General features: G+C 65.1%; 27 protein-coding genes, 1 tRNA gene and 1 riboswitch. Of the genes, 13 read left to right on the forward strand and 15 right to left on the reverse strand.

The annotated features are described in order from the left end of the window. Window position 1: 1 nt before the first annotated feature. The 5 genes from LH19_RS24600 to LH19_RS24620 all read right to left on the reverse strand — a co-directional run bounded on the left by LH19_RS24600 (window position 2) and on the right by LH19_RS24620 (window position 3,096). Entirely contained in the window at window positions 2-556 is a 555-nt protein-coding gene (locus LH19_RS24600; RefSeq protein WP_054732553.1) for a hypothetical protein, read from the reverse strand. Further along, complete coding sequence (locus LH19_RS24605) at window positions 553-1,134, reverse strand: hypothetical protein (protein WP_145923594.1); 582 nt, start codon at window positions 1,132-1,134, stop codon at window positions 553-555. The genes LH19_RS24600 and LH19_RS24605 overlap by 4 nt, the downstream gene beginning before the upstream one ends. Before the next feature lie 33 nt (window positions 1,135-1,167). Then, complete coding sequence (locus tag LH19_RS24610) at window positions 1,168-1,734, reverse strand: hypothetical protein (protein ID WP_054732560.1); 567 nt, start codon at window positions 1,732-1,734, stop codon at window positions 1,168-1,170. A 29-nt stretch (window positions 1,735-1,763) separates the two neighbouring features. Further along, window positions 1,764-2,363: a hypothetical protein gene (locus LH19_RS24615; RefSeq protein WP_054732563.1), complete on the reverse strand. Its 600-nt coding sequence runs from the start codon at window positions 2,361-2,363 to the stop codon at window positions 1,764-1,766. Between the two features lie 130 nt (window positions 2,364-2,493). Beyond that, on the reverse strand, window positions 2,494-3,096 hold the full coding sequence (locus LH19_RS24620) for a hypothetical protein (RefSeq protein WP_145923595.1): 603 nt from the start codon (window positions 3,094-3,096) through the stop codon (window positions 2,494-2,496). Between the two features lie 529 nt (window positions 3,097-3,625). Between LH19_RS24620 and LH19_RS24625 the strand changes: the two genes are divergently transcribed. Further along, entirely contained in the window at window positions 3,626-4,522 is an 897-nt protein-coding gene (locus LH19_RS24625; RefSeq protein ID WP_054732569.1) for a Rossmann-fold NAD(P)-binding domain-containing protein, read from the forward strand. 117 nt (window positions 4,523-4,639) lie between these two features. Here the strand turns inward: LH19_RS24625 and LH19_RS24630 are convergent. Further along, window positions 4,640-4,713 (reverse strand) — tRNA-Gly (locus tag LH19_RS24630). Window positions 4,714-4,848: 135 nt separating this feature from the next. On the opposite strand from LH19_RS24630, the gene LH19_RS28200 reads away from it, so the two are divergent. The 3 genes from LH19_RS28200 (at window position 4,849) to LH19_RS24640 (ending at window position 6,943) form a co-directional block, all read left to right on the forward strand. Beyond that, the gene (locus tag LH19_RS28200; protein WP_062913016.1) at window positions 4,849-5,649 is read left to right on the forward strand and encodes a hypothetical protein; all 801 of its coding nucleotides are present in this window, start codon (window positions 4,849-4,851) and stop codon (window positions 5,647-5,649) included. A gap of 43 nt (window positions 5,650-5,692) precedes the next feature. After that, a complete protein-coding gene (locus LH19_RS24635; protein WP_201258397.1) occupies window positions 5,693-6,109 on the forward strand; it encodes a hypothetical protein in 417 nt (138 codons plus the stop codon). A gap of 78 nt (window positions 6,110-6,187) precedes the next feature. Continuing rightward, window positions 6,188-6,943: a hypothetical protein gene (locus LH19_RS24640; RefSeq protein WP_054732572.1), complete on the forward strand. Its 756-nt coding sequence runs from the start codon at window positions 6,188-6,190 to the stop codon at window positions 6,941-6,943. 42 nt (window positions 6,944-6,985) lie between these two features. Here the strand turns inward: LH19_RS24640 and LH19_RS24645 are convergent, their stop codons facing one another. The 3 genes from LH19_RS24645 to LH19_RS24655 are packed head-to-tail and all read right to left on the reverse strand — an operon-like array spanning window position 6,986 to window position 8,470. Beyond that, window positions 6,986-7,294 (reverse strand): hypothetical protein, encoded by a 309-nt coding sequence (locus LH19_RS24645; protein ID WP_054732575.1) that lies wholly within the window; start codon window positions 7,292-7,294, stop codon window positions 6,986-6,988. A gap of 19 nt (window positions 7,295-7,313) precedes the next feature. Beyond that, window positions 7,314-7,895: a GNAT family N-acetyltransferase gene (locus tag LH19_RS24650; protein ID WP_054732578.1), complete on the reverse strand. Its 582-nt coding sequence runs from the start codon at window positions 7,893-7,895 to the stop codon at window positions 7,314-7,316. A 47-nt stretch (window positions 7,896-7,942) separates the two neighbouring features. After that, window positions 7,943-8,470 (reverse strand): 2'-5' RNA ligase family protein, encoded by a 528-nt coding sequence (locus LH19_RS24655; protein ID WP_054732580.1) that lies wholly within the window; start codon window positions 8,468-8,470, stop codon window positions 7,943-7,945. 615 nt (window positions 8,471-9,085) lie between these two features. Between LH19_RS24655 and LH19_RS24660 the strand changes: the two genes are divergently transcribed. Continuing rightward, window positions 9,086-9,508 (forward strand): hypothetical protein, encoded by a 423-nt coding sequence (locus LH19_RS24660; protein ID WP_054732584.1) that lies wholly within the window; start codon window positions 9,086-9,088, stop codon window positions 9,506-9,508. A 188-nt stretch (window positions 9,509-9,696) separates the two neighbouring features. Next, on the forward strand, window positions 9,697-10,185 hold the full coding sequence (locus tag LH19_RS28895) for a hypothetical protein (protein WP_145923596.1): 489 nt from the start codon (window positions 9,697-9,699) through the stop codon (window positions 10,183-10,185). A 31-nt stretch (window positions 10,186-10,216) separates the two neighbouring features. On the opposite strand, the gene LH19_RS29560 is transcribed toward LH19_RS28895, so the two are convergent. Further along, on the reverse strand, window positions 10,217-10,357 hold the full coding sequence (locus tag LH19_RS29560; protein WP_234716212.1) for a hypothetical protein: 141 nt from the start codon (window positions 10,355-10,357) through the stop codon (window positions 10,217-10,219). Between LH19_RS29560 and LH19_RS28205 the strand changes: the two genes are divergently transcribed. After that, a protein-coding gene (locus LH19_RS28205) for an IS5 family transposase (protein ID WP_234716168.1) occupies window positions 10,299-10,999 on the forward strand; the annotation gives its coding sequence in 2 pieces (ribosomal slippage) (window positions 10,299-10,575 and window positions 10,575-10,999; 702 coding nt in all). The genes LH19_RS29560 and LH19_RS28205 overlap by 59 nt on opposite strands. A gap of 67 nt (window positions 11,000-11,066) precedes the next feature. On the opposite strand, the gene thiC is transcribed toward LH19_RS28205, so the two are convergent. Then, window positions 11,067-12,959: a phosphomethylpyrimidine synthase ThiC gene (thiC, locus tag LH19_RS24670; protein WP_054732586.1), complete on the reverse strand. Its 1,893-nt coding sequence runs from the start codon at window positions 12,957-12,959 to the stop codon at window positions 11,067-11,069. A 44-nt stretch (window positions 12,960-13,003) separates the two neighbouring features. Then, a riboswitch (TPP riboswitch) is annotated at window positions 13,004-13,115 on the reverse strand. Window positions 13,116-13,287: 172 nt separating this feature from the next. Between thiC and LH19_RS28210 the strand changes: the two genes are divergently transcribed. From LH19_RS28210 to LH19_RS24685, 3 genes are all read left to right on the forward strand, one after another. After that, window positions 13,288-15,666 (forward strand): YadA family autotransporter adhesin, encoded by a 2,379-nt coding sequence (locus LH19_RS28210; RefSeq protein ID WP_082396146.1) that lies wholly within the window; start codon window positions 13,288-13,290, stop codon window positions 15,664-15,666. A 162-nt stretch (window positions 15,667-15,828) separates the two neighbouring features. Beyond that, entirely contained in the window at window positions 15,829-16,116 is a 288-nt protein-coding gene (locus LH19_RS24680; RefSeq protein ID WP_054732592.1) for a hypothetical protein, read from the forward strand. A gap of 11 nt (window positions 16,117-16,127) precedes the next feature. Then, window positions 16,128-16,559 (forward strand): DUF6265 family protein, encoded by a 432-nt coding sequence (locus tag LH19_RS24685; protein WP_054732595.1) that lies wholly within the window; start codon window positions 16,128-16,130, stop codon window positions 16,557-16,559. On the opposite strand, the gene LH19_RS24690 is transcribed toward LH19_RS24685, so the two are convergent. Genes LH19_RS24690 through LH19_RS24705 form a run of 4 tightly spaced genes read right to left on the reverse strand, consistent with a single transcriptional unit; the run spans window position 16,556 to window position 18,463 of the window. Beyond that, window positions 16,556-17,011: a DMT family transporter gene (locus LH19_RS24690; protein WP_054732599.1), complete on the reverse strand. Its 456-nt coding sequence runs from the start codon at window positions 17,009-17,011 to the stop codon at window positions 16,556-16,558. The two genes, LH19_RS24685 and LH19_RS24690, sit on opposite strands and share 4 nt — an antisense overlap. Beyond that, window positions 17,008-17,229: a tautomerase family protein gene (locus LH19_RS24695; RefSeq protein WP_082396149.1), complete on the reverse strand. Its 222-nt coding sequence runs from the start codon at window positions 17,227-17,229 to the stop codon at window positions 17,008-17,010. Before LH19_RS24695 ends, LH19_RS24690 begins: the two co-directional genes overlap by 4 nt. Continuing rightward, window positions 17,226-17,834 carry a glutathione S-transferase family protein gene (locus LH19_RS24700; protein ID WP_158514483.1) on the reverse strand — a complete coding sequence of 203 codons (609 nt, stop codon included), beginning with the start codon at window positions 17,832-17,834 and terminating at the stop codon, window positions 17,226-17,228. The genes LH19_RS24695 and LH19_RS24700 overlap by 4 nt, the downstream gene beginning before the upstream one ends. Window positions 17,835-17,836: 2 nt before the next feature. Further along, window positions 17,837-18,463: a pyridoxamine 5'-phosphate oxidase family protein gene (locus tag LH19_RS24705; protein WP_054734314.1), complete on the reverse strand. Its 627-nt coding sequence runs from the start codon at window positions 18,461-18,463 to the stop codon at window positions 17,837-17,839. 98 nt (window positions 18,464-18,561) lie between these two features. Between LH19_RS24705 and LH19_RS24710 the strand changes: the two genes are divergently transcribed. From LH19_RS24710 to LH19_RS24720, 3 genes are all read left to right on the forward strand, one after another. Continuing rightward, entirely contained in the window at window positions 18,562-19,452 is an 891-nt protein-coding gene (locus LH19_RS24710) for a LysR substrate-binding domain-containing protein (protein WP_054734319.1), read from the forward strand. Window positions 19,453-19,667: 215 nt separating this feature from the next. Beyond that, window positions 19,668-19,865, forward strand: coding sequence for a hypothetical protein (locus tag LH19_RS24715; protein WP_054732606.1), 198 nt, complete (start codon window positions 19,668-19,670; stop codon window positions 19,863-19,865). Between the two features lie 41 nt (window positions 19,866-19,906). Next, window positions 19,907-20,695: a Crp/Fnr family transcriptional regulator gene (locus LH19_RS24720; protein WP_082396151.1), complete on the forward strand. Its 789-nt coding sequence runs from the start codon at window positions 19,907-19,909 to the stop codon at window positions 20,693-20,695. Window position 20,696: the final 1 nt, after the last annotated feature.

Consider the following 20,696-nt stretch of genomic DNA (forward strand, 5'->3'; position numbering starts at 1 on the left):
CCTACTCCGCCGCTGCCAGCGTGACGGTCACGGTGCCGAGATAATTGGGGTCGGCGACAAGCCGGAGCGCATTGCCGCCCGCGGTCGAGAAATTGTCGAGCGCGACCGTGATGTCGCCGGTAAAGGCGGTGTCGCGGCTTTGCGTTGCGTCGCTGTTGACCGCCTGCGCGGTGTCGAAGCTGGCGGGCGTTTCGGTCCAGCCCGACGCCGTCGCGACATAATTGACGGTGCGCGAGAAACCCGTCGGCGGTGTCGCGGTGAAGGTCTGCGCGGTCATGGCGTCGGCATCGACGTTGATCGTGCTGCGTGCGCTGCAGAAAGAGCCGGTGATGACCTTGCTCGGCGCCGACAGGTCGGTGCGTAAAAGGCCGGTCGAGGTGTCGACGAGCACGCCGAGGTCGAACGTCGCGTTCGCTCCCGAAATCGTCCCGCCCGAACAGAGCGCGGGGACGCTGCCGATCACCGCGAATTCGCTGGTGTCGGTGGTCAATTGCGCCATGACGGGGGTCGCGGCGAGCGCGGCGGCGCTGGCGAGCAGATAGGCGTGCTTGATCATTCCTCAATTCCTCCCGTGGCGGCCGGGCCGAGCGTCACGACGACGGCGCCCTGATAATTGCCTGCGACCAGCAGCAGGTCCGAAGGTACGGTGAAGCTCGACAGCGTCACCGACAGGTCGGCGATCTTCGGCAGCGGCTGGGTCGCCCCGGTGCTGCTTTCGGTCGGATTGCTGCCGTCGGTCGTCGCGGCGCTCGTCGCGCTCGCCGCCGTGGCGGCCCAATTGTCGACGCTGGCCGTATAATTCACGGCCCGCGCAAAACCCGGTTGCAGCGTCGAACTGTCATTGGCGACCAGTGCGGTCACCGCGACGTCGATCGCCGACCCGGCGAAATTGCAGAAGGAACCCGGGAGACTGACCGTCTGGTTGGACAGCGGCGCGATCCGCCCGATCCGGCTGCCCGACGTCGCGACCATCTGACCAAGGTCGACGGTCGCCGGCGACGGCGGGCCGAGGATGCACAGCGGCGCGACATTGCCGTTCACCGCGACATTCGCCGTGTCGGTGTCGTCCTGCGCCCGGGCGGGCGCTGCGCCGAGTGCGGCTGCGGCCGCGAGTACCAAACCCAATTGACGCATGGTCAATCTCCCAAAGTTCTTCGTTGCCGCGCCTTACGGCAGCGGCTGTTCCGAGCCGCCGCCGAAGCTGATGTTCGGCGTCAGCGTCACGACCACCTGGCCGACATAGCCGCCCGCGACGAGCAGCCCGCTCGTCGGGGTCGACGAAGCCGACAGGGTGACGTCGATATTGCCCGTGAACAGTCCGACCCCGGCCGCCGCACCCTTGCCCGCGTCGAGCGAGGTGTCGGTGGCGGTGGCTTCATTGGCATCGGCGGTCGCGGTAAAGTCGATCCGCGTGTCGAACCCCGTCGGCGCACTGCCGGTGAAATCGGTGTTCTCGAGCGCGAAGGCCTCGACCTCCATCGTCGCCGCGGTGCCGTTGCACCAGCCGATCAGCGTGCGCGTCTGGCCGTCGAGCTTGCTCGTGTCGAGCTTGCCCGCGGTCGACCCCGACCCGGCGAGCGCCAGCTCACCGACCGAGATCACGGCGTTGTCGGTTGTGAACAGGCAGCGGTCGGCGACCGAGCCGTCGATGTCGACCGTACCGGTGACCTGCGCCATGGCGGGCGTCGCCATGGCAAGGGTCGCAAGCGCGGTCAGCGTCATCAGATTACGCATCACGTAAAATCCCCCAATAGCCGATGCCGTCAGATCGGCGAGACGGTGACCACGATTTTGCCCGTGTACGAACCCGCCACCATCAGGGCGTTGGCGCCCGCGGCGTCGGTGTTGAAGAGGCTCGTCGTGATGGTGACGTTGTCGCCCGAGGCGGCCAGACGGCTTGCGAGCGTGGCCGACGTGTCGGTTGCAGAGGTCGTCACATTCGCGACCGGGGTCGAGCCGCCGCCGGTCAGCGCGAAGGTCGCCGTCGCGGTGTAATTGACCGTGTTCGAATAGCCGGTGTCGGCAGCGGCCGCGTTGACCAGCGGATCCGCATTGACGCTGACCACGGGGGCGGCCGTCGTGCAAACCACGCGGAAGGTCGGAGCGCCGCTGCCGGAAGTGCCGAAGCGGCTTTCAAGCACACCCGAGCTTTCGAGAGTGCCGTTGGCCTGGGCAAGTTCGCCAAGGTCACGCGAATCGGTGAAGGTCGAACTTGCGGCGCCGCCGCTCGACACGACCATGCACTTGTTGGCGACCGATCCGGTAATGTTGATTGTGCCGGTCGCGGTCGTCTGCGCCGCGGCAGGCGAGGCCAGCGCGATGGCCGAAGCCGCCGCAACCGAGAGATAAGCCAGTTTTTTCATCGTCTTCGTCCTTCATTTTGCCAGTTGGCTGGCGATCATTTCCACATCGGCGAAACAACCGCCGTCCCCCCGGCAATGGATTTGTTCCAGTCTGCCCCGAGGGTGCGGCAGCCCGGATTTGCCCTGCGCATCAGGGCGAAGTGCTCACCGTCACGGTCAGGGTGTCGGCATAATTGCCCGCTACCAGCTGCGATGCGCCGGCGTAGGGCGGGGCCGAAACCCTGAGATACGTTCCGTTCTGTTCGATGGAATTGGCGTTGAGCCGCAGGCCTTGCGTCGTCGATGCCGGCCCGAGGAAGGTGCAGGTCGACCCTGCGACGAGCGTTGCGACCTGGCACGTCTGGTTCGCGGTCGCGCTCGATCCGACGAGGTTGAGCGTCACGTCATAAGGCGCGAGCGTCGTATAGCCGGCAGGCACGGCGCCCGCGGTCTTGAGCCCGCCGTTTGTCGATACGACCGCGACCCGCGAGGGCCCGGTGCATTCGAGTTCGAAGATGAAATCATGGTTGAGGCCGAGCACATCGAAGTTCGGCTGGTCATAGGTACCCGAAGGTGCGCTGCCTGCCGCGAAGCCGCAGCGACCGCCGACCGAGGCCGTGACGGGGATCGACAAGGCGATCTGGTTCGGGCTGCCCTGACCGACGGCATAGGCGGTCGTCTGCGCAAAGGCCGGGATCGCCGGCGTGCAGGCTAGTGCCAAGGCAGCACAGATTATTTTGGGAAGCACTTGCATCCCAACCCCTCCCCACGATTCTGGTCAAAGACCAGTCGATATCCCCGGCGGTAGCGGCTGCAGCACGGAAACCGTGCGCGGCCGGCTTTCGCCAACTGCAAACCTTGCGACCCGGTTTTTCAGTATGTTCGCAAAGCGAGTTGTTCCCCCCACGGGAACTATCGACTTTGGTCCAGCCAGCCCTCCAACCGACTGAAACAAGTTTCCGACTTTTCCTAACTTGAATCAACTTATTTTAATTTTTGTCCCGAAACGGCAACGTTGGCCCAAATCTCGGGAACGGTCACTTTCGGTAAAAAATGATATTATTTCGGGACTTCGGTTCACCGCTGGAATGAGTCGTCCTGCCGCAGAGCGCTTAAGCGAAATAGTTAATTTTTGAGCCAGAGAATGCAGTCGTTCCAGAATCATAGGGGCGACTCGGCCGCGACTCGGCGTGTCTCCTGCGGCGAGTCGAAACGCGCCGTTCCGATGCCCTGGAACGGCCGGACATGGCGTCGGCACGGCGGCTGCGCTAACCAACGCTCCGATGCACAGCGCGGACGCTTTCGAATATGACCTTGCGATTATCGGCGGCGGGCTGGTGGGCAGTCTGCTGACGCTGGCGCTCCGCCAATATCGGCCCGACATCGTCTTTACCGTCGTGGAAAGCGGTCCCCATTTCGGCGGCGAGTTCCTCGAAGCCGGCGTTACGGCCGAACTCCCGCCTGCCCTTCACGAACTGATCGATCCGCTGATCGTCAAGGCGTGGCCGGGCTGTTTCGTCAACTATCCGGGGCGGTCGCAGCATTTCGCCGACGAGATCCTGCTCCTCGATCCGCGCCAGATCCATCTCGAAATCGTCGATCATCCCGGGGCGCTGCATTGCCACGCCGGCAGCCGCGTGCAGGCCGTCGCTGGCAAGCAGATCATCCATGCCCGCGGCGAGCTTGCTGCCCGGCTGATCGTCGACGCGAACGATGCGCGTATCCAGTCCGATCTCGAGATCGAACGCGTCACCCGTTATCGCGATTTCAGGCTTCACCACGACCTTGACCTGCCCGTCCTGGCCGACATGAGCGAAACGGCGGGCGACTGGGCCTTTCTTCAGCTCTTTCCGGTCGATGCCGAACGCATCGTCGTCGAGCATTTCAGGCATCGCGCCGCGTCGAGCAGCCGGCCCGCGCCGTCCGGCGGGAGTGTTGCGATCGCGCCCGACGCGGCGGAGGGCGTGGCGGACGGCGAGGCTCCGGATCTCGCCGCCGCGCATTTCCTCTCGCTGCTCCAGGTCGCCGCCGAGCTGGCGGCGGGCTTCGTCGAGCTGGAACTGCGCGACGAGGCTGAATTGCGCGCCTTTTTCGCCAGGCAAATGCGCGAGGGGCGCGATCGCGCGCGGAGCATGTTCGAATTTGCGCGCCATTGCCGCGGGAGTGAAGGCGCGGGGTGACGATAGCGGCCCTGTCGGAAGGCCGTCGTGGCAAAGCCACGCCGTCAGTCCCGCTGCGCGGGCTGGCCGGGCTTTCGCTTGTCGCGATTTAGCCTTGCTAAATCGCTGCGAAAGCCTTGGAGCGGGTGAAGGGAATCGAACCCTCGTCGTAAGCTTGGGAAGCTTCTGCTCTACCATTGAGCTACACCCGCATCGCCGCCGCCTTTGCCGTTTTCGCGCGCCGCGGTCAATGGCTTGCTGTGCGCCCGCCCCCTGCCCGCCCGCACCGGTTCCGCTTGCATGGCGCGGCGGGGGTGATAGGCAGGCGGCGGGTCGATGGAGGAAGCATGTTCCGATTGACCCTGACGTCCGGCGCCGCGATCGCCGCGTCGTTTTTCCTTTGCCAGCCCCTGATCGCCCAGACCGGTGGCACACCTGCGACGGTCGAGGGGCTGCCCGCGACCGAGTGGGAGGCCGCCTATGCCAGGCCGCTCGACGATGCCGCGGTCGCCTCGCCCGAAATATTTCGGCTGCTGACCGAATGGGCGCCGGTGAAGGACCCGAAGAACCCCGGCCTCTATCGCAAATATGTCGGCGAGGACGAGGCGAAGCTGGTGATCCGCCACCTCCGCCGCGACGGCAAACTCGACGCAGGCGAGATCGACCTGCTCGAGGAATTCGCCTTTCCCAAGGACCGCGTGATCCAGCTCACCCGCCTCGGCGCCGACGGCAAGCCCGACAAGGCGAGCAAGACCGCGGTCACGACCCCGCCGGGGATGATGCAGAGCTTTGCCCGCGAGCTCGTCGCGATGTGGCAGAGTGAATGGGAAAAGCCGGACGCCGCCGGCTGGCCGACGCTCGCCGGCATTTACGCGCGCGACCCGAAGAAGGCCGAGCTGCTGCACAAGCGCGTGCGCGCGGCGGGGCAGGCGATGCTGACCGCGAAGTGGCAGTCGTCGAACGCCGGCAATCGCTGGGTACCGTTCCGCGATACGATCCGCCTGTACAGCGACGCGACGCTGAAACTGCCGCAGCCGCAATGGCCGCGCGGCAAGCAGTTGCTGTACGACGCTGCGGCGGACACCGACCGCCATTATGGCGACGCGATCCAGGACTTTCTCTACAACTGGCTGAAGCCCGCACCTTGACGCCGGCCGCCCGCCGGGGGATGCCGGGGCAAAGGGGGAGGGCATGATGATCGACGATGTGCCGGACAGGTTGCTGCGGCATCGCCGCGCGGTTGGGGCGGCGGCGATCCTGCTGGCGGTTTTGACGTGGACGGTCGACCTGACCGACCTCGTCTATCACTGCCCCTATTGCCGCGTGCAGCGGACGATGATCGGCGCGCTGGGCGTGCTGCTGATGCTGCCCAACCCCGCGCACTGGCTGGTGCGCTATCTGTCGGCGATCTTCGGTCTGTTCGGCCTCGCGGTCGCCGCTGCGCAGCATTTTCGCGGCTGGGCGAAGATCATGGGCGGCGAGTTCAGTTGGGGCGAGCAATGGTATGTCAACGCGTGGATGCTGTCGGGCTTTGCGATCTTCATCCTGACCGCGCTGCTGCTGCTGATCTGGCGGTGGCGGCCGGCGGACGGTCGCGGCGGACCCTAGGCCGGACCGCGGGCGTTTTCGTTTGACCGCGCGGCGCCATCGTGGTGCGATGTCCGCCCGGGTCGGCGAGGGAGATTTATGATCGGCACGCGATCGGGGTTCGCGGCGCGGCATCGCGGCGACCGGCTGTTCTTTCCGGCCTTTATCGCCATGTCGTGGCTCGGCGTCGCGATGGGCTTTGCGCCGCAGATCGCGAAACGCTTCGGCGGCACCGCCGACTATCCGGCGCCCGCGATGCTCGAAATCCATGTCTGGGCCTTTTTCGCCTGGATGACGATTCTGACCGTACAGGCGCTGTTGATCGGCGCGCGGCGGCACGACCTGCACCGGTGGCTCGGGCTGAGCCTGCTGGTGCTGGTGCCGGTGATGACGGTGTCGGCGATCGCCGCCGAAATCCACAGCCAGCGCTTCTATGCCCCGCGCGACCCGGACAATGCGCGCTTCTTTGCCCTGCCGCTGACGTCGATGATCCTGTTCGCGGCCACCGCGACGCTGGCGTTCGTGCGGCGCGGCGATGCGGTGGCGCACAAGCGGCTGGTACTGCTCGCGACCGCGGTGATCCTGTCGGCGGCGTTCGGGCGCTGGTGGGGCGAGGCGATCGGCATGACGCTGGGCGACGGCTTCTGGGGTCTCTTGCTCGGCAACTGGGCGGGGACGATCGCGCTGATCGCGGCCGCGGCGTTCTATGATCTCGCGACGCGCGGGCGGGTGCATCGGGTGCTGATCCGGGGCGCCGCCGTCTATGCGCTGGCGTTCGCGGGGGCGAGCGCCGCCTATCTCAGCGACTGGTGGCCGGCGTGGGTGCGCGCCGCGCTGGGTCTGGCGGCGGGCTGAGCAAGGGCGCCGGGGCCCGCGAAACGGGAGCGCGCGCCGCGGTCATTCGCGGTCGTCGGACGGGTCGAGCCGCACCGTCCACACCGGATGCCCCGCTTCGCTGCGTTCGATATCGGGCGAGGGCACCATGTCGCCGCCGGTCTCGATCCACCCGCGCCCGTCGCATTTGGGGCAGGCGTGGCGGATTGAGCGGTGGCTGACGAGGTCGATCTGGGTGTTCCACTGGCCGTAACCGCTGCACAGCGGGCACAGCTTGTCGAGATCGCCGCTGCGGTGGCGCCGCGAAATGCCGTCGAGCGCGTGCGGGTCGGTTGGGCCGGTGCAATGGACGATCTTCGAGGGGTGCGACATGGGGAAATCCTTTCGCGCGTCAGCCCTTCCCCGGGCGGAGCATCGGGGTCAGCACCGGCGAGGTGATGGTGCGGATCTCGCCGATGCTGTCGAAGCCGAAGCGCCGGTAGAGCGGGATGTTGCGCGGGTTCGAGCTTTCGAGATAGGCGGGGCGGCCGTCGGCGTCGATGACCGTGATCGCCGCTTCCATCAGCGCGGTGCCGAGCCCGCGGCCCTGATGCGCGGGATCGGCGGCGATCAGCGGCAGGTACCAGACCGGCTCGGTGGGGTGAAAGCGGTCCATCTGTCCGACGAGCTCGTCCATTTCGGCCTTGCGATGCGCCGGCGTCTGTTCGTCCATGATCGTCCCCATGACCTCGCCGTCGGGCGCGACCCCGGGCGGCAGCCAGGTCGCGACCGCGGCGCCGTCGTCGGCGACGAACGCCGTGCCATGATCGAACGCTGCGCCGCCGAAGGCGCCGAAAAATTCGTGGCGGCGGCTCATATAGGTCGCGGCGTCGGGCGAGGCCCAGCGCGCCACCGGGTCGGCGGCAAAGCCGAGCACCAGAGTGTGGAGCAGCCGCGCCTTGTCCGCGGGTTTGCCGATCGTGATCGTCGCCATGGCTGCTCTCCTCTCTCGTGCCGCTCGTTGTCGTGCCCGCGCCGCGCTCAGTGGCTCGGCAGCGTCAGCGCCCAGCGGCCGTGCTCGACATGCGTCGTCTTGCCGACAACGCTTTCCATCAACAATATTTCCCTCACCGTCCATTCGATCGGGGGCAGTTTCAGCGCGCCGAAGGTCTGCGAACCCAGCCGGTCGCCGCGATAGTTGATCGTGATGTGCGGTTCGGGGGTGGTGCCGTCCATGATCGGCGCCTTTTCGCGTAGCAGATGGTCGACCAGCGCCTTCTGGAACGCCCGCGCCCCGGCCAGCGGATCGCGCGTGCGCAAAGTCACCGCCTTGCGGTTCTCGAACCGGTCGAAGCGGAGCGCGAAAGGCGCCGCGGCGAAGCCGTCCAGCGCGGCGATGGTCGCGGGCAGCCACCCGGGCGGCGCATAATGGAGGTCATAGAGCGAGATGAGCGTGACATGGAGCAGGTCGGGCCCGCGCCCGGGGTCGTTGCGTGGCAGCGCGGCGATCGCCGCCTGCACCTCCGGCGGCGGCTTGGCCATGACATAGAGGGGGTTCCGGGCGCGCATGGGTGGGAGTGTAGCATGGTGTTGGTGCGACGCCATCGGCGCCGCACCCCCGTTTATTTACAGCCGCTTGCAGTGGTCACAGAGCGGATGACCACCCGTGCCACTGCGGCGATTGTAGCTTTCGATATTGTTGCCCTCGGTGCACTTGTTGTCGTTGTGATGGACACGCGTGCCGGGCTTTATCGAGTGATATGCACTAACCTTAGACATCTTATTTTACCTTCCGAGCATTCATCGTTGTGATCGATGAAGCCCGAACGAAGTCAGGTTGGGTGCGGGTGAATAAGCGTATCGCCGCGTATGGTTTTCCACAGCTTACCCACCGGTCCTTCCCCCGAAATCGTCGGACTTCAGGTTGACCCAAGTGGCGATGCATGCGAGCAGGCAGGTCTCAGGTGAGCCCGAGTGCATCGTCACTCAGCTTGCTGGGGGGTCATCCTAAGGGGTGGCCCCCTTTTGATTCACCCTTCGCTTTGCTCTGCCGGCTGCGAGACTCGCAGATACGGCTTCGCGAATCCTGCATATGCACTCTTAATCTTGAGTGCAACCCCATTTTAGTTCTCCGTGCAGCGTTTGTGTGTTATTCCGTGCCAAATCGCGGACTCGGAGGCAGGAATGGCGGATGAATCGATCCGGGAGCTTTTATCTAAACTACTGAAAAGACGTGATGAGTTGCGTTTGGAGTCCGAGGCACTCGAAAAATTGATTGAGACTTATCGGCAGCTTTCCATGCTCGACAAGGAGCAGGACTTGCCGCAGCTCGATTTGTGGAAGGGGAGCCGCTCGCGGCGTGGTCGTTCTGCCTATGTCGCAGAAATGATGGCCGCGGCGAGGCGCCAAATTTTGTCTGAAGGGCGGCCGCTGACCCGAAGCGAGCTTCTTCAGCGCTTGGAAGCGGAAGGCTACGTCATAGACGGGAGCGATAAGTCAAAAGTTCTGGGCACAAACCTATGGCGATCAAGGCAATTCCAGCACATTGATAAGAGAGGTTATTGGCCCGTAGACACGCCAATTCCTAGGAAATTGGGTCGCACTTAATGGCCGGGCGCGAAAGATTGCTATGATAAACGGATCAGTCCTACACCCAGTCAGGAATCGAGACTGTTATGGAAAAAATCTTACTGTCCGCGATTAGCGCGCTGCTAGGATTTGCGCTCTCGCAGTCTTTTAATTTTATAAGTTATCTCAGAAGGCCAAAGTTTAGGGTAAGGCATTGGAACGATGGGGTGCTGTCATCATACAATGGAGACCCTCCGGAGACGCCATGGGAAATTGAATTGGGATTCTATCTCGAAAATTACGGAAATAACCCTGCTAAGAATATCAGGGTATTTGTTTCAGATATAAGGGGCAGTGAAAAATCCGATGGAGATTTGGAGCTTACCTCCATAGAATTTTTAGAATTAAAGCGCCCGATCGACCTCTTGCCATCAAAGGAATGCATTGAGGTCAGATTAGGGACGATAAGTTCCGACAAATGCTCTCTTGCTCTAAATCTGCATAGCGCTCCGGACGAGAACGCAACAGATTTTATAGACGCCGACACGCGTGGGAAAATTCGATTCTCTGCTAAGTTCTATGTCATCTGCGAAGAGAAAAACTCCTCTAAATCTTTCGTTCTAGAATTTCGACCCGATAAAAACGATTGGGCATCATCCCTCCTAGAGGATTACACCGAAGCCTACCTTAGGGTTAAAACCCAATCAGCCTCTTGAAATTGCTTGTATGTATTGATTCAAAGGGCCTTCACCGCAGCGGGAGGCCCTTCACGATGTCGCGTTCTTTATTCTGGTTGTCGGACGAAGCTTGGCTGGCGATCGAGCCGTACTTGCCCCGGAACCAGCCTGGTGCGCGACGGGTCGATGACCGGCGGGTGATTTCGGGCATCCTTCATGTACTGAAATCCGGCTGCCGGTGGTGCGACTGTCCGGCAGACTATGGACCATCGACGACGGTCTACAACCGCTTCAACCGCTGGTCGCGGCGGGGGTTCTGGACGAAGTTGCTCGATGCCTTGGCAGGGGCGGGTGCGGTGACGAAGAGCACGGCGATCGATAGCACCTACATCAAAGCCCAGCGCTCGGCCTTTGGTGGAAAAGGGGGCGCCAGACGCAGGCGATCGGTCGTTCTCGCGGCGGCTGGACAACCAAGATCCATGCCCTGACCGACGTTCTCGGCCGCCCCTATGCCCTTATGCTGACGGCGGGCAATGTCAGCGATGTGAAGGCTGCACCGGCACTGCTCGAACGCGCCGGACCGATGCGCTACCTGCTCGGCGACAAGGGCTACGACGCAAACCGGCTGCGGACGTCCTTGCGCGAGAATGGCACCAGCCCCGTCATTCCGGGTCGCCGCAACCGCAAGCGAGCCATCCGATACGATCAGCACCGCTACCGTAGCCGGCACCTCATCGAAAATGCCTTCTGCCGGATCAAAGACTTCCGTCGGATCGCCACACGCTACGACAAGCTCGCCGCCAACTTCCTGTCAGCCGTCGCGCTGGTCACTACCTTGGCCTTCTGGCTCTGAATGAGTCTCAGCCCTAGTAGTATCACAAGGCCAAAATTCTAAAGTCTCGGCGACATAGCCGCGACCATCAGTCATGCTCCCGTCCACCCGCGCCCATATACAGCTCGCGCCCGGTTTCCTCATAAACCTCGCTCATTTTCGCCATCCCCTTTTCGGCCTCTTCGGCGGCGATGAAGGCGGCGCTGTCCTGATTTTGCAGCTTCGCGAACTCCCGGACTTCCTGGCTGATCTTCATCGAGCAGAATTTCGGGCCGCACATGCTGCAGAAATGCGCCGATTTGGCGCCCTCGGCGGGAAGCGTCTGGTCGTGATATTGCTCGGCGGTGTCGGGGTCGAGCGACAGGTTGAACTGGTCGCGCCAGCGGAATTCGAAGCGCGCCTTCGACAGCGCGTCGTCGCGGACTTTCGCCGCGGGGTGGCCCTTGGCGAGGTCGGCGGCGTGGGCGGCGAGCTTGTAGGTGACGACGCCGACCTTCACATCGTCGCGGTCGGGCAGGCCCAAATGCTCCTTGGGCGTGACGTAGCAGAGCATCGCGGTGCCGTACCAGCCGATCATCGCGGCGCCGATGCCGCTGGTGATATGGTCGTAGCCCGGCGCGATGTCGGTGGTGAGCGGCCCCAATGTGTAGAAGGGTGCCTCGCCGCACGCTTCCAATTGCTTGTCCATATTCTCCTTGATCTTGTGCATGGGCACGTGGCCCGGGCCCTCGATCATCACCTGCACATCCTGTTCCCACGCGCGCTTGGTGAGCTCGCCGAGCGTGTAGAGCTCGGCAAACTGCGCCTCGTCGTTCGCGTCGGCGATGCTGCCGGGGCGGAGGCCGTCGCCGAGGCTGTAGGCGATGTCATAGGCCTTCATGATCTCGGTAATCTCGTCGAAACGTTCGTAGAGGAAGCTTTCCTTGTGGTGCGCGAGGCACCATTTCGCCATGATGCTGCCGCCGCGGCTGACGATGCCGGTGACGCGCTTTGCTGCCAAGGGAACGTAGGGCAGGCGCACGCCGGCGTGGATGGTGAAATAGTCGACGCCCTGCTCGGCCTGTTCGATCAGCGTGTCGCGGAAGATTTCCCAGCTGAGCTCCTCGGCGATGCCCCCCACTTTCTCTAGCGCCTGATAGATGGGGACGGTGCCGATCGGGACGGGCGAGTTGCGGAGGATCCATTCGCGCGTGTCGTGGATGTTGCGCCCCGTCGACAGGTCCATGACGGTGTCGGCGCCCCAGCGGATCGACCAGACCATCTTGTCGACTTCGGATGCGACGTCGGATGCGACCGCGCTGTTGCCGATATTGGCGTTGATCTTGACGAGGAAGTTGCGGCCGATCGCCATCGGCTCGCTTTCGGGGTGGTTGATGTTGTTCGGGATGATCGCGCGGCCGCGCGCGATTTCCTCGCGGACGAATTCGGGGGTGACATAGTCGGGGATGCTCGCGCCCCAGTCCTGCCCGTCGCGGACATATTCGGCGAGGCGTTCGCGGCCGAGATTTTCGCGGGTCGCGACATATTCCATCTCGGGCGTGATGATGCCGCGGCGGGCATAGTGCATCTGGCTGACATTGGCGCCCGGCTTGGCGCGGAGCACCTGCTTCTTGACGTTGGGGAAGGCGGGGACGCCGCCGCTGCGGTCGGGGCCGAGCTGGCCGTTGTCCTCGGGGCGGACCTCGCGCTGGGTTACCTCCTCGACGTCGCCGCGGGCGCGGATCCAGCTGGCGCGGAGTTCGGGAAGGCCGGCCGCGATGTCGATCTTGGCGTTGGGGTCGGTGTAGGCCCCCGAGGTGTCATAGACGCGGACGCTGGGTTCGCCCGAATGCGGGTCGAGGTCGATCTCGCGCATCGCGACGCGGATACCGCTGCCGGTGGGACTGGCGATGTGCACCTTGCGGCTGCCGCGAATGGGCCCAGTGGTGACGCCGATCGGTTCGGCTTGCGCTTTGTCGACGCGGGAATCGATGTCGGCCATGTGCAGTCGCTCCAGTTGTTCGGAGCGAGAATGGGAGTCCGGTTTCGCGGAACGCCGACCCTCCCTCCGCCGGTATTACCCGGATCAGGTTCAACGGGTCGCGGTCTATTCCGCTCTCAACCTGCTCTTGCACGACAGGCTCCCCGGGGATGGGGCGTTATAGGCGGCGGGGGGCGGGCTGTCGAGCGCGGAAGCGAGGCGGCGGACGAAGTATCAGTTTCGCCAAGCCTCTGGTTGCGGACCATTTAATAGTTGACGACGACTTCGACTTTGCCGAATTCCCAAGCAGCGGCGAATCATAGCTGCTTGTTTCGGGGGCATTTTTCTTATGAAGCTGACTATTCGCGCCGCGCTTCGCGGCTCGCTTTGTGCTGCCGCTTTGGTGGCGGGTTTTTCGGGATCGGCGGGGGCGGCCGAATGCCTGCTCGATAAGAATGACAATGGTGTTGCGGATGCCGCCGACACCGATCTATCGGCGGAATCGGTTTCTACCACGTCGCTCGCTTGCGGCATTTTGACCATCGCTGATGACAATGGCACGGCCATCGGACCCTATGCGGTGGCTCATAAGGATCCCACTACCTCCTTGGGCAATTCTGCTCCGGGCACCGGCCCTGTCGCCGTTGGGGTGAACAGCCGGGCGCTTGGCGAAAAGAGTGTTGCCGTCGGTGGGAACGCCATTTCTTCCAGTGCCTTGGACGGCGCCGTCGCGGTTGGCGATTCATCGAGAGCTACCAGCAACGGCACCACAGCGGTGGGAACGAGCGCAACGGCGACCGCGGATTATGCCAGCGCTTTTGGCTTTAACGCTACAGCAAGCGGGATTGGATCGCTCGCAGTCGGCGGGGAAGCGCATGGCGACGGTTCCGTATCCCTTGGCGGCAGAGCATCGGGTCTGAGGTCCGTTGCGCTGGGCGATTCGGCTGCGGCGTCCGGCGCCGGCTCGATTGCAATCGGTGGCGACGGTCTGGGGTTCGCGAACGAAACCGTCGCTTCGGGCATCGGCAGCGTAGCGATTGGTAGCAGAGCTCAAACGAACTTCGGCGATCTCGCAGTTGCCATTGGTCAAGAGGCGCGTGCTTCCGGAGACAAAGCCGTGGCAATGGGCGCCGGTGCATCGGCAGAGGCCGATTCGCTCGCCTTGGGTGCTGACAGCATCACATTCGCCAATGAAACCACTGCGGTAGGAACAAGCACGTTCGCGTCCGGGGCCGGGGGAACCGCACTCGGCTATTCGGCCAACGTCACGGGAAGCGGCGCGACAGCAATTGGTGCGGGGGCGCAAGCATCCGGAGCAGGATCGGTCGCTTTGGGCCAAGGCTCGATTGCCGACCAAGACAATGTCATTTCGGTTGGAGCGAGTGGGTCCGAGCGGCAGATCATTAACGTCGCGGCCGGTACATCGGGCACCGACGCGGTCAACTTCGACCAACTCGATGCCGTCGGGTCGACCGCGAATTCGGCGTTTGCCAACGCTGCGGCGGCGCAGGCGACGGCGGATGCCGCGCTTGCGGCAGTCAGCTCGGCGCAGGGTGATGCTGGCGCGGCGCTGGCCGCCGCCACCGGTGCGCAGTCGACCGCGGACACGGCCCTCGCCAATGCCGCGGATGCGCAGGCGACCGCAGACACCGCGCTCGCCGACGCGGCGACGGCGATCTCGACCGCCAATCAGGCCAGCACCACCGCCAATCAGGCGCTGGCGCGGGTCGACGAGGTGATTGCACAGGCGGGCAATGTCGTCGGCAACAACGATGGCGGCGCGGCACCGACTGCCACCGGCAATGGCGCGATTGCCGGCGGGTCGGGCACGGTTGCCGAGGGCGAGGGCGCGGTGTCGTTCGGGCTCGACAACCGGGCGACCGGCAATGGTGCGGTGGCGATCGGCGATCCGAATATCGCGACCGGTACCGGCGCGGTGGCGATCGGGGCGAACAACACGGCGACCGGCAATGGTGCAGTGGCGCTGGGCAATGCCAGCACCGCGAGCGGCGCTTCGGCGATTGCGCTGGGCGACGGCGCGACGGCGGCGGGCGCGGGCAATGTCGCGATCGGCGGCGGCGCCTCGGCGAGCGGCGCGAACAGCGTCGCGCTCGGCAACGGTTCGGTGGCGGCGGAGGCGAACACCGTCTCGGTCGGCGCGGCGGGGGGCGAACGGCGGATCGTCAATGTCGCTGCGGGGACCGCGGCGACCGATGCGGTGAACAAGGGCCAGCTCGATACCGAAGTCGCGGCGCGGCAGACGATGGGGGTTGAACTCGGCGCCGCGATCAGTGCCGAAACCGCGGCGCGCCAGCAGGCCAATCTGCAGATCTCGCAGCGGCTTGCGGTGCAGGAGGCATCGGTCACCGCACTGACCACCGGGCTGTCGAACGAGATGTCGGCGCGCATCGCCGCCGACAATGCGCTGTCGCAGCGGATCGACGCGGTGTCGACGCGGCTCGACCAGATCGACACACAGATCGCGATCCTCGACGACCGCATCTCGAGCTCGACCGCGGTTGCGTCGGCGCTGTCGGGTAACGCCTTCCTGCCCGACATGAAGTTCAACCTCACCGCGAACGTCGCCACTTACGACGGCGCGCAGGCGGGGTCGATCCAGATGGGCGTCTTGCTGAGCCCGCATGTCGCCTTGAACGCCGGCGTCGCGTCGGGCTTCAACCGCCGCGGCAAGACCGCCGCGCGCGCCGGGGTGACGATCGGCTTCTGATGCCGGAGACGAGAAAGGGGGTGGGCCATGTGGTCCGCCCCCTTTTTGTTGTGGAAAGCCCGTCGGGGATGGCCGCTTTGGGATCACAACGGCAACAACCGGCCGCACGCGGTCGCTGACCGCCTTGCTTGGCCGCGCCGGGATTTTGTGCGAGACTGCGGCATGGCCACGCCCGACCTCAGCGACCGGGAGCAATATATCGCCTATCGCCGCGAATTGCGCGGCGTGGCGCGCTGGTCGCGGCTCGCGGGCTTTGTCCTTGTCGTGATCGCTTTCGCGCTGTTCGTCTGGCCGCAGAGCGGGGGGCCGTGGATGCTCGGGCCGCTGCGCACCGAAACATGGGGCTGGATCGCGCTGGTCGGCGGCTGGCTTATCTGGATCGCGGTTATCGTCCGGCGGACGCGCTATCACAAGGCGCGACTGGCCGAGGCGGACGAGGCGGGGCGATGAGGCGGCGGTGGTTGACGGCGGCTCTCGCGACGCTGCTGCTCGCCGCGACGCCGCCGAGCGCCGGCGTCGCCGATCTGGCCTGGCTGGCGGGCGAGTGGGTGAGCGACGTCGACGGACGCTGGACCGAGGAAAGCTGGACGGCCCCGCGCGGCGGGACGATGATCGGCCACAGCCGGTCGGGGCGCGGCGATGAGCTCCGCGAGTTCGAATTTCTGCGGATTGCGGTCGATGGCGGCGCCCCCGCCTATATCGCGCAGCCGGGCGGCGGCGCGCCGGTCGTGTTCCGGCTCGCGGCGCATGACGCGGCGAGCGCGACCTTCGAAAATGCCGCGCATGATTATCCGCAGCGCATCCGCTATGTGCTGAGCGGCGACACGCTGACCGCGACCATCTCGGCGATCGACGGGTCGAAGGCGCGGAGCTGGAGCTACAGCCGCCGCTAACCCGTCCGCCGCGCGAGCCAGACGCCGGCGACCATCAGCGCGATCCCGGCGATCCGCTTGCTATCGATCGGAAATTGCGCTGCCCCGAACAGACCGAAATGATCGATCACCGCCGCGCTCGCGATCTGGCCGACGAGGACGAAGAAGATCGCGTTGCCGACCCCGAAGCGCGGCGCGATGAAGGTTACCGAAATGACGTAGAAGGCGACGAACAGCCCGCCGAAATAGAATATCCACGGGATGTCGCCGGAAAAGCGGATGTCGCCGAGCGATCCGGTGACGAGCGCGCCGGTGCCCGCGATCAGCAGCGCGAGACCGAAAAGGATTACCGACGCCGCCATCGGACTGCCGAGGCGGCCGCCGAGCCCGCCGTTGAGTGCCGCGAGGATCGGAATGCCGACCCCGGTGAGCAGCATGATCGTCGCGAAGGCGGGGGCGTTGCTGCTGGTCATGGCTTGGCTTTCCCCGTCGCCTGGGCGCGGTAGTCGAGGACGGGCAGGCCGCCGATGCCCCAGTTTTCGAGCTCGACCTCGTCGATCGTGACGACCGTCGTCGCCGGATTCTTGCCGAGCGTGCGCTGAAGGAGGTCGGTGACCCCCGCGATCAGCTCACGCTTCTGTTCGGCGGTCGCCCCCTCGCGGGTGATCCTGATATTCACATATGGCATCATATAGCTCCTTTGGCGGGCCACCCCGGCATTTCCGGAAAGTCCGGCAGCGCGGCAATCCGGCGCGTCCAGTCGCCGATCGCTGGCCAGGCCGCAATATCGATCCCCGCGTCGCCCATAAGCGCCAGATAGGGGCTTGCCGCAAGGTCGGCGATCGTCAGCCGCCCGCCGGCGAGCCAGTCGCGGCGTTCGAGATGTGCCTCGACCACCGGCAGGATGCGCGCCGTGACCGCTGCGGCATAGTCCTCGGCGATCGCGGCGCCGAACTTGCGCTGGAGCCGAAGGGTCGCGGGGCCGTTCGCGATCTCGTTGGCAGCGTGCGACAGCCAGACATGGATTTCGCCGCGTTCCTCGGGGCTTTCGCCGTCCCAGTCGCCCGACCGGTGACGCGCGGCGAGGCAGGCGAGGATGGCCTGGCTGTCGCGGAGGATGAGTTCGCCGTCGACGAACAGCGGTATCTGCCGCATCGGGGTGAGCGCGGCGAAGGCATCGGACTGGCGTGCCGCGGCGTCGGTCGCGATTTCGTCCCACGGCAGGCCGAGGAAGGCGAGCGCCATGCGGACCTTGTGCGTGTTCCCCGACAAGGGCGAGCCGTAAAGGCGGATCATCGTCATTCTCCCGATAGCTGGGCGCGCAGCGCCGTGACTTCGGCGCGCAACTGGTTGAGTTCAGCCGCCATCGGGCGCACCGCGGCGGAAATCTGGTCTTCGGTGAAGCGCGGGGTGATATGCTGCGAGCAATTCCATTCCCAGCCGATCACTTCGATCAGGAAGGCGCGCTCGGGCGTCGCCTGATAGCCCGCCGGCATCAGCGAGGTGACGAGCGCGGGATCGTCGGCGAGTTCGACGGTGCGTGCATGGCCGAGCAGCTTCAGCCGCTCGCGGCTCGGATAGTCCATCAGGAACAGCGACACGCGGTCGTCGCCCGCCAGATTGGCGGCGCTGATATATTGGCGGTTGCCGCGATAATCGGCGAAGCCGATGCGGTTGCCCTCGATATGGCGGAGGAAACCGGCGGGGCCGCCGCGATGCTGCATATAGGGCCAGCCGTCGGCGGTGACGCTGGCCATATAGAAGCTGTCGCGCGCTGCGATGAAGTCCGCCTCGCGCGGCCCGATCGGATCGGGGGTGCCGTCGGCGCCGAGCTCCATCCGCGCATAAGCGGCGCGTGACCCCTGCCGTTCCTGCATCGCGCGCGCCGCGTCGGTGAAGATGGTGTGGAGATAGTTGCGGGCCATCGCGGGATTTCCTTCCTTCACGATGGACATAGGTCGTTGCATCCAGAGCGATAATCTGTGAAAAATGAACAACTCTATTTCATAAAATGGAACAATCGGTGGACCGGCTGCTCACGCTCGAGATGTTCGTCGCGGTCGCGGGCGAAGGAGGCTTCGCTGCGGCGGCGCGCAAGCTCGGCAGTTCGCCGCCGGCGGTAACGCGCGGGATCGCGGCGCTCGAAGCGCGGTTGGGGACCAGCCTGTTCCATCGCTCGACACGCGCGGTGGCGCTCACCGATGCCGGCGCGTCGTTCCTTGGCGAGGCGCGGCGTATCCTTGCCGACCTCGCGGGCGCCGAACGCGAGGTGCGCGGGGCGCAGGCCGACCCGCGCGGGCAGCTCTATCTGACCGCGCCGGCGACCTTCGGGCGGCTGCATGTCCTCCCGGTGGTGCGCGCGCTGCTCGAACAGCACCGCGACCTCGGCGTGCGGATGATGCTGATCGACCGCAACGTCCGCATCGTCGAAGAAGGCATCGACGTCGCGGTGCGGATCGGACCGCTCGCCGATTCGAGCCTGAAGGCGGTGCGGATCGGCGCGGTACGCCAGATGCTCGCCGCGAGCCCGGCCTATCTCGCGCGGCGCGGTGCCCCCGCGCGGCTCGCCGAGCTTGCCGGGCACGACCTCATCGGCACGATGGGGCCGCGCGCGGTGAACGAATGGCAGTTCACCAGCGGCCGCTGGCGGCTCGAACCGCGGCCGCGGCTGGTGCTGAACACCGTCGATGCGGCGCTCGCGGCGGCCGAGGCGGGGCTGGGGATCGCCAATCTGCTGAGCTACCAGCTTGCCGACGCGCTCGCTGCCGGGCGGCTGATTTCGCTGCTGCCCGGCGAGCAGCCGCCGGCGCTGCCGGTCCACCTGCTGTTCGAACCGTCGCGTGCGGCCCTGCCCGCGGTGCGGCTGTTCGTCGCGGCGATGAAGGCGCGGGCGCGGATGGCCGGGCTGGTTTGAGTGGCGCCGCGTCGCGGGCGCGCACCCGTAAACATGATCCATGTTAGCGCGCCGCCGCGAAACTTGGTATAGGCAGGGTCGACGACTGCGGTTCCACCCAGATCGGCTTTTCGTGGTTCCGGCTTAATGCCGCAGTCCCCCGTTGCATACGGCCAGCCGATCGTCCCAAGCCGAGAGCCAGGTAGCGCTTGCTCCCGACCGGAAGGAGCATCGCCATGCGTGCTTTCCATCTTTTGTTCGACGAAGCCGAGCCCCGGCGCATAGACTTCCACGCCGAAGGCCCTGACCATGCATTCCAGATCGCGCGCAACGAAAATCAGGGCGTGAACGTTACGCTCTGGGAAGGCGAGAGATTGCTTGCCCGGATGACCAAGACCGAAGCGAATGTCTGGAAGCTGCACCCGCTCGGTTGAATGTCGTCTTTCGCTGTATGTAGGGCCATCGCGAGGATGATATGTCGAGTGATGTTACGCGTCTGTCCCAGTGGATGGACCATCATCGCACCCGGATGGAGCTCGGTCCGCTCAGCATCCTGATCAGGAAATTGCTCAGCCACAGTCCGCTTTCGACCGCCGACCAGCAGGCGATTGCCGCGCTGCCGCACAAGGTCAGGCGCCTGCAGCCGGGCGAATCGATCCTGCGCGAGGGCGATCAGGCCGAGATTTGCCCGGTTCTGCTCAGCGGTTTCGCCTATCGCCAGAAAGTCGCCTCCGACGGCGGGCGGCAGATCGTCGCGCTCAAACTGCCGGGCGATGCGCTCGACCTGCAGTCGCTCTATCTGCACAAGGCCGATCACGACATCCGCATGCTGACCAACGTCGAAATGGCGCTGTTGCCGCTGGCGGCGATAGAGCAACTGACGATCGCACGTCCGGCGGTGGCGCGCGCGATATTGATCGATATCCTCGTCGAAGCGTCGATCGGCCGCGAATGGCTGCTCAACATCGGCCGCCGCAACGCGCTGGCGCGGCTCGCGCACCTGCTGTGCGAGTTACACGACCGGGTAAGCGACATCGCGAGCGAGACGAGCGAATATTTCGAAATACCGCTGACGCAGGAACAGCTCGCCGACTTGCTCGGGCTCACCCCGGTGCATATCAACCGCATGGTCCGCCAGCTCGAAAAAATGGGCGCCATCGGCCGTCCGTCACGCTCGCTGACGATCCTCAACCTGTCGGAACTGGCAAAAATATCCAATTTCTCGTCGGCTTACCTGCATCGAAACAATCTTTCGGGGGTTTGAC

It is taken from the genome of Sphingopyxis macrogoltabida, from assembly GCF_001314325.1.
In the GTDB taxonomy this organism is placed as follows: domain Bacteria; phylum Pseudomonadota; class Alphaproteobacteria; order Sphingomonadales; family Sphingomonadaceae; genus Sphingopyxis; species Sphingopyxis macrogoltabida.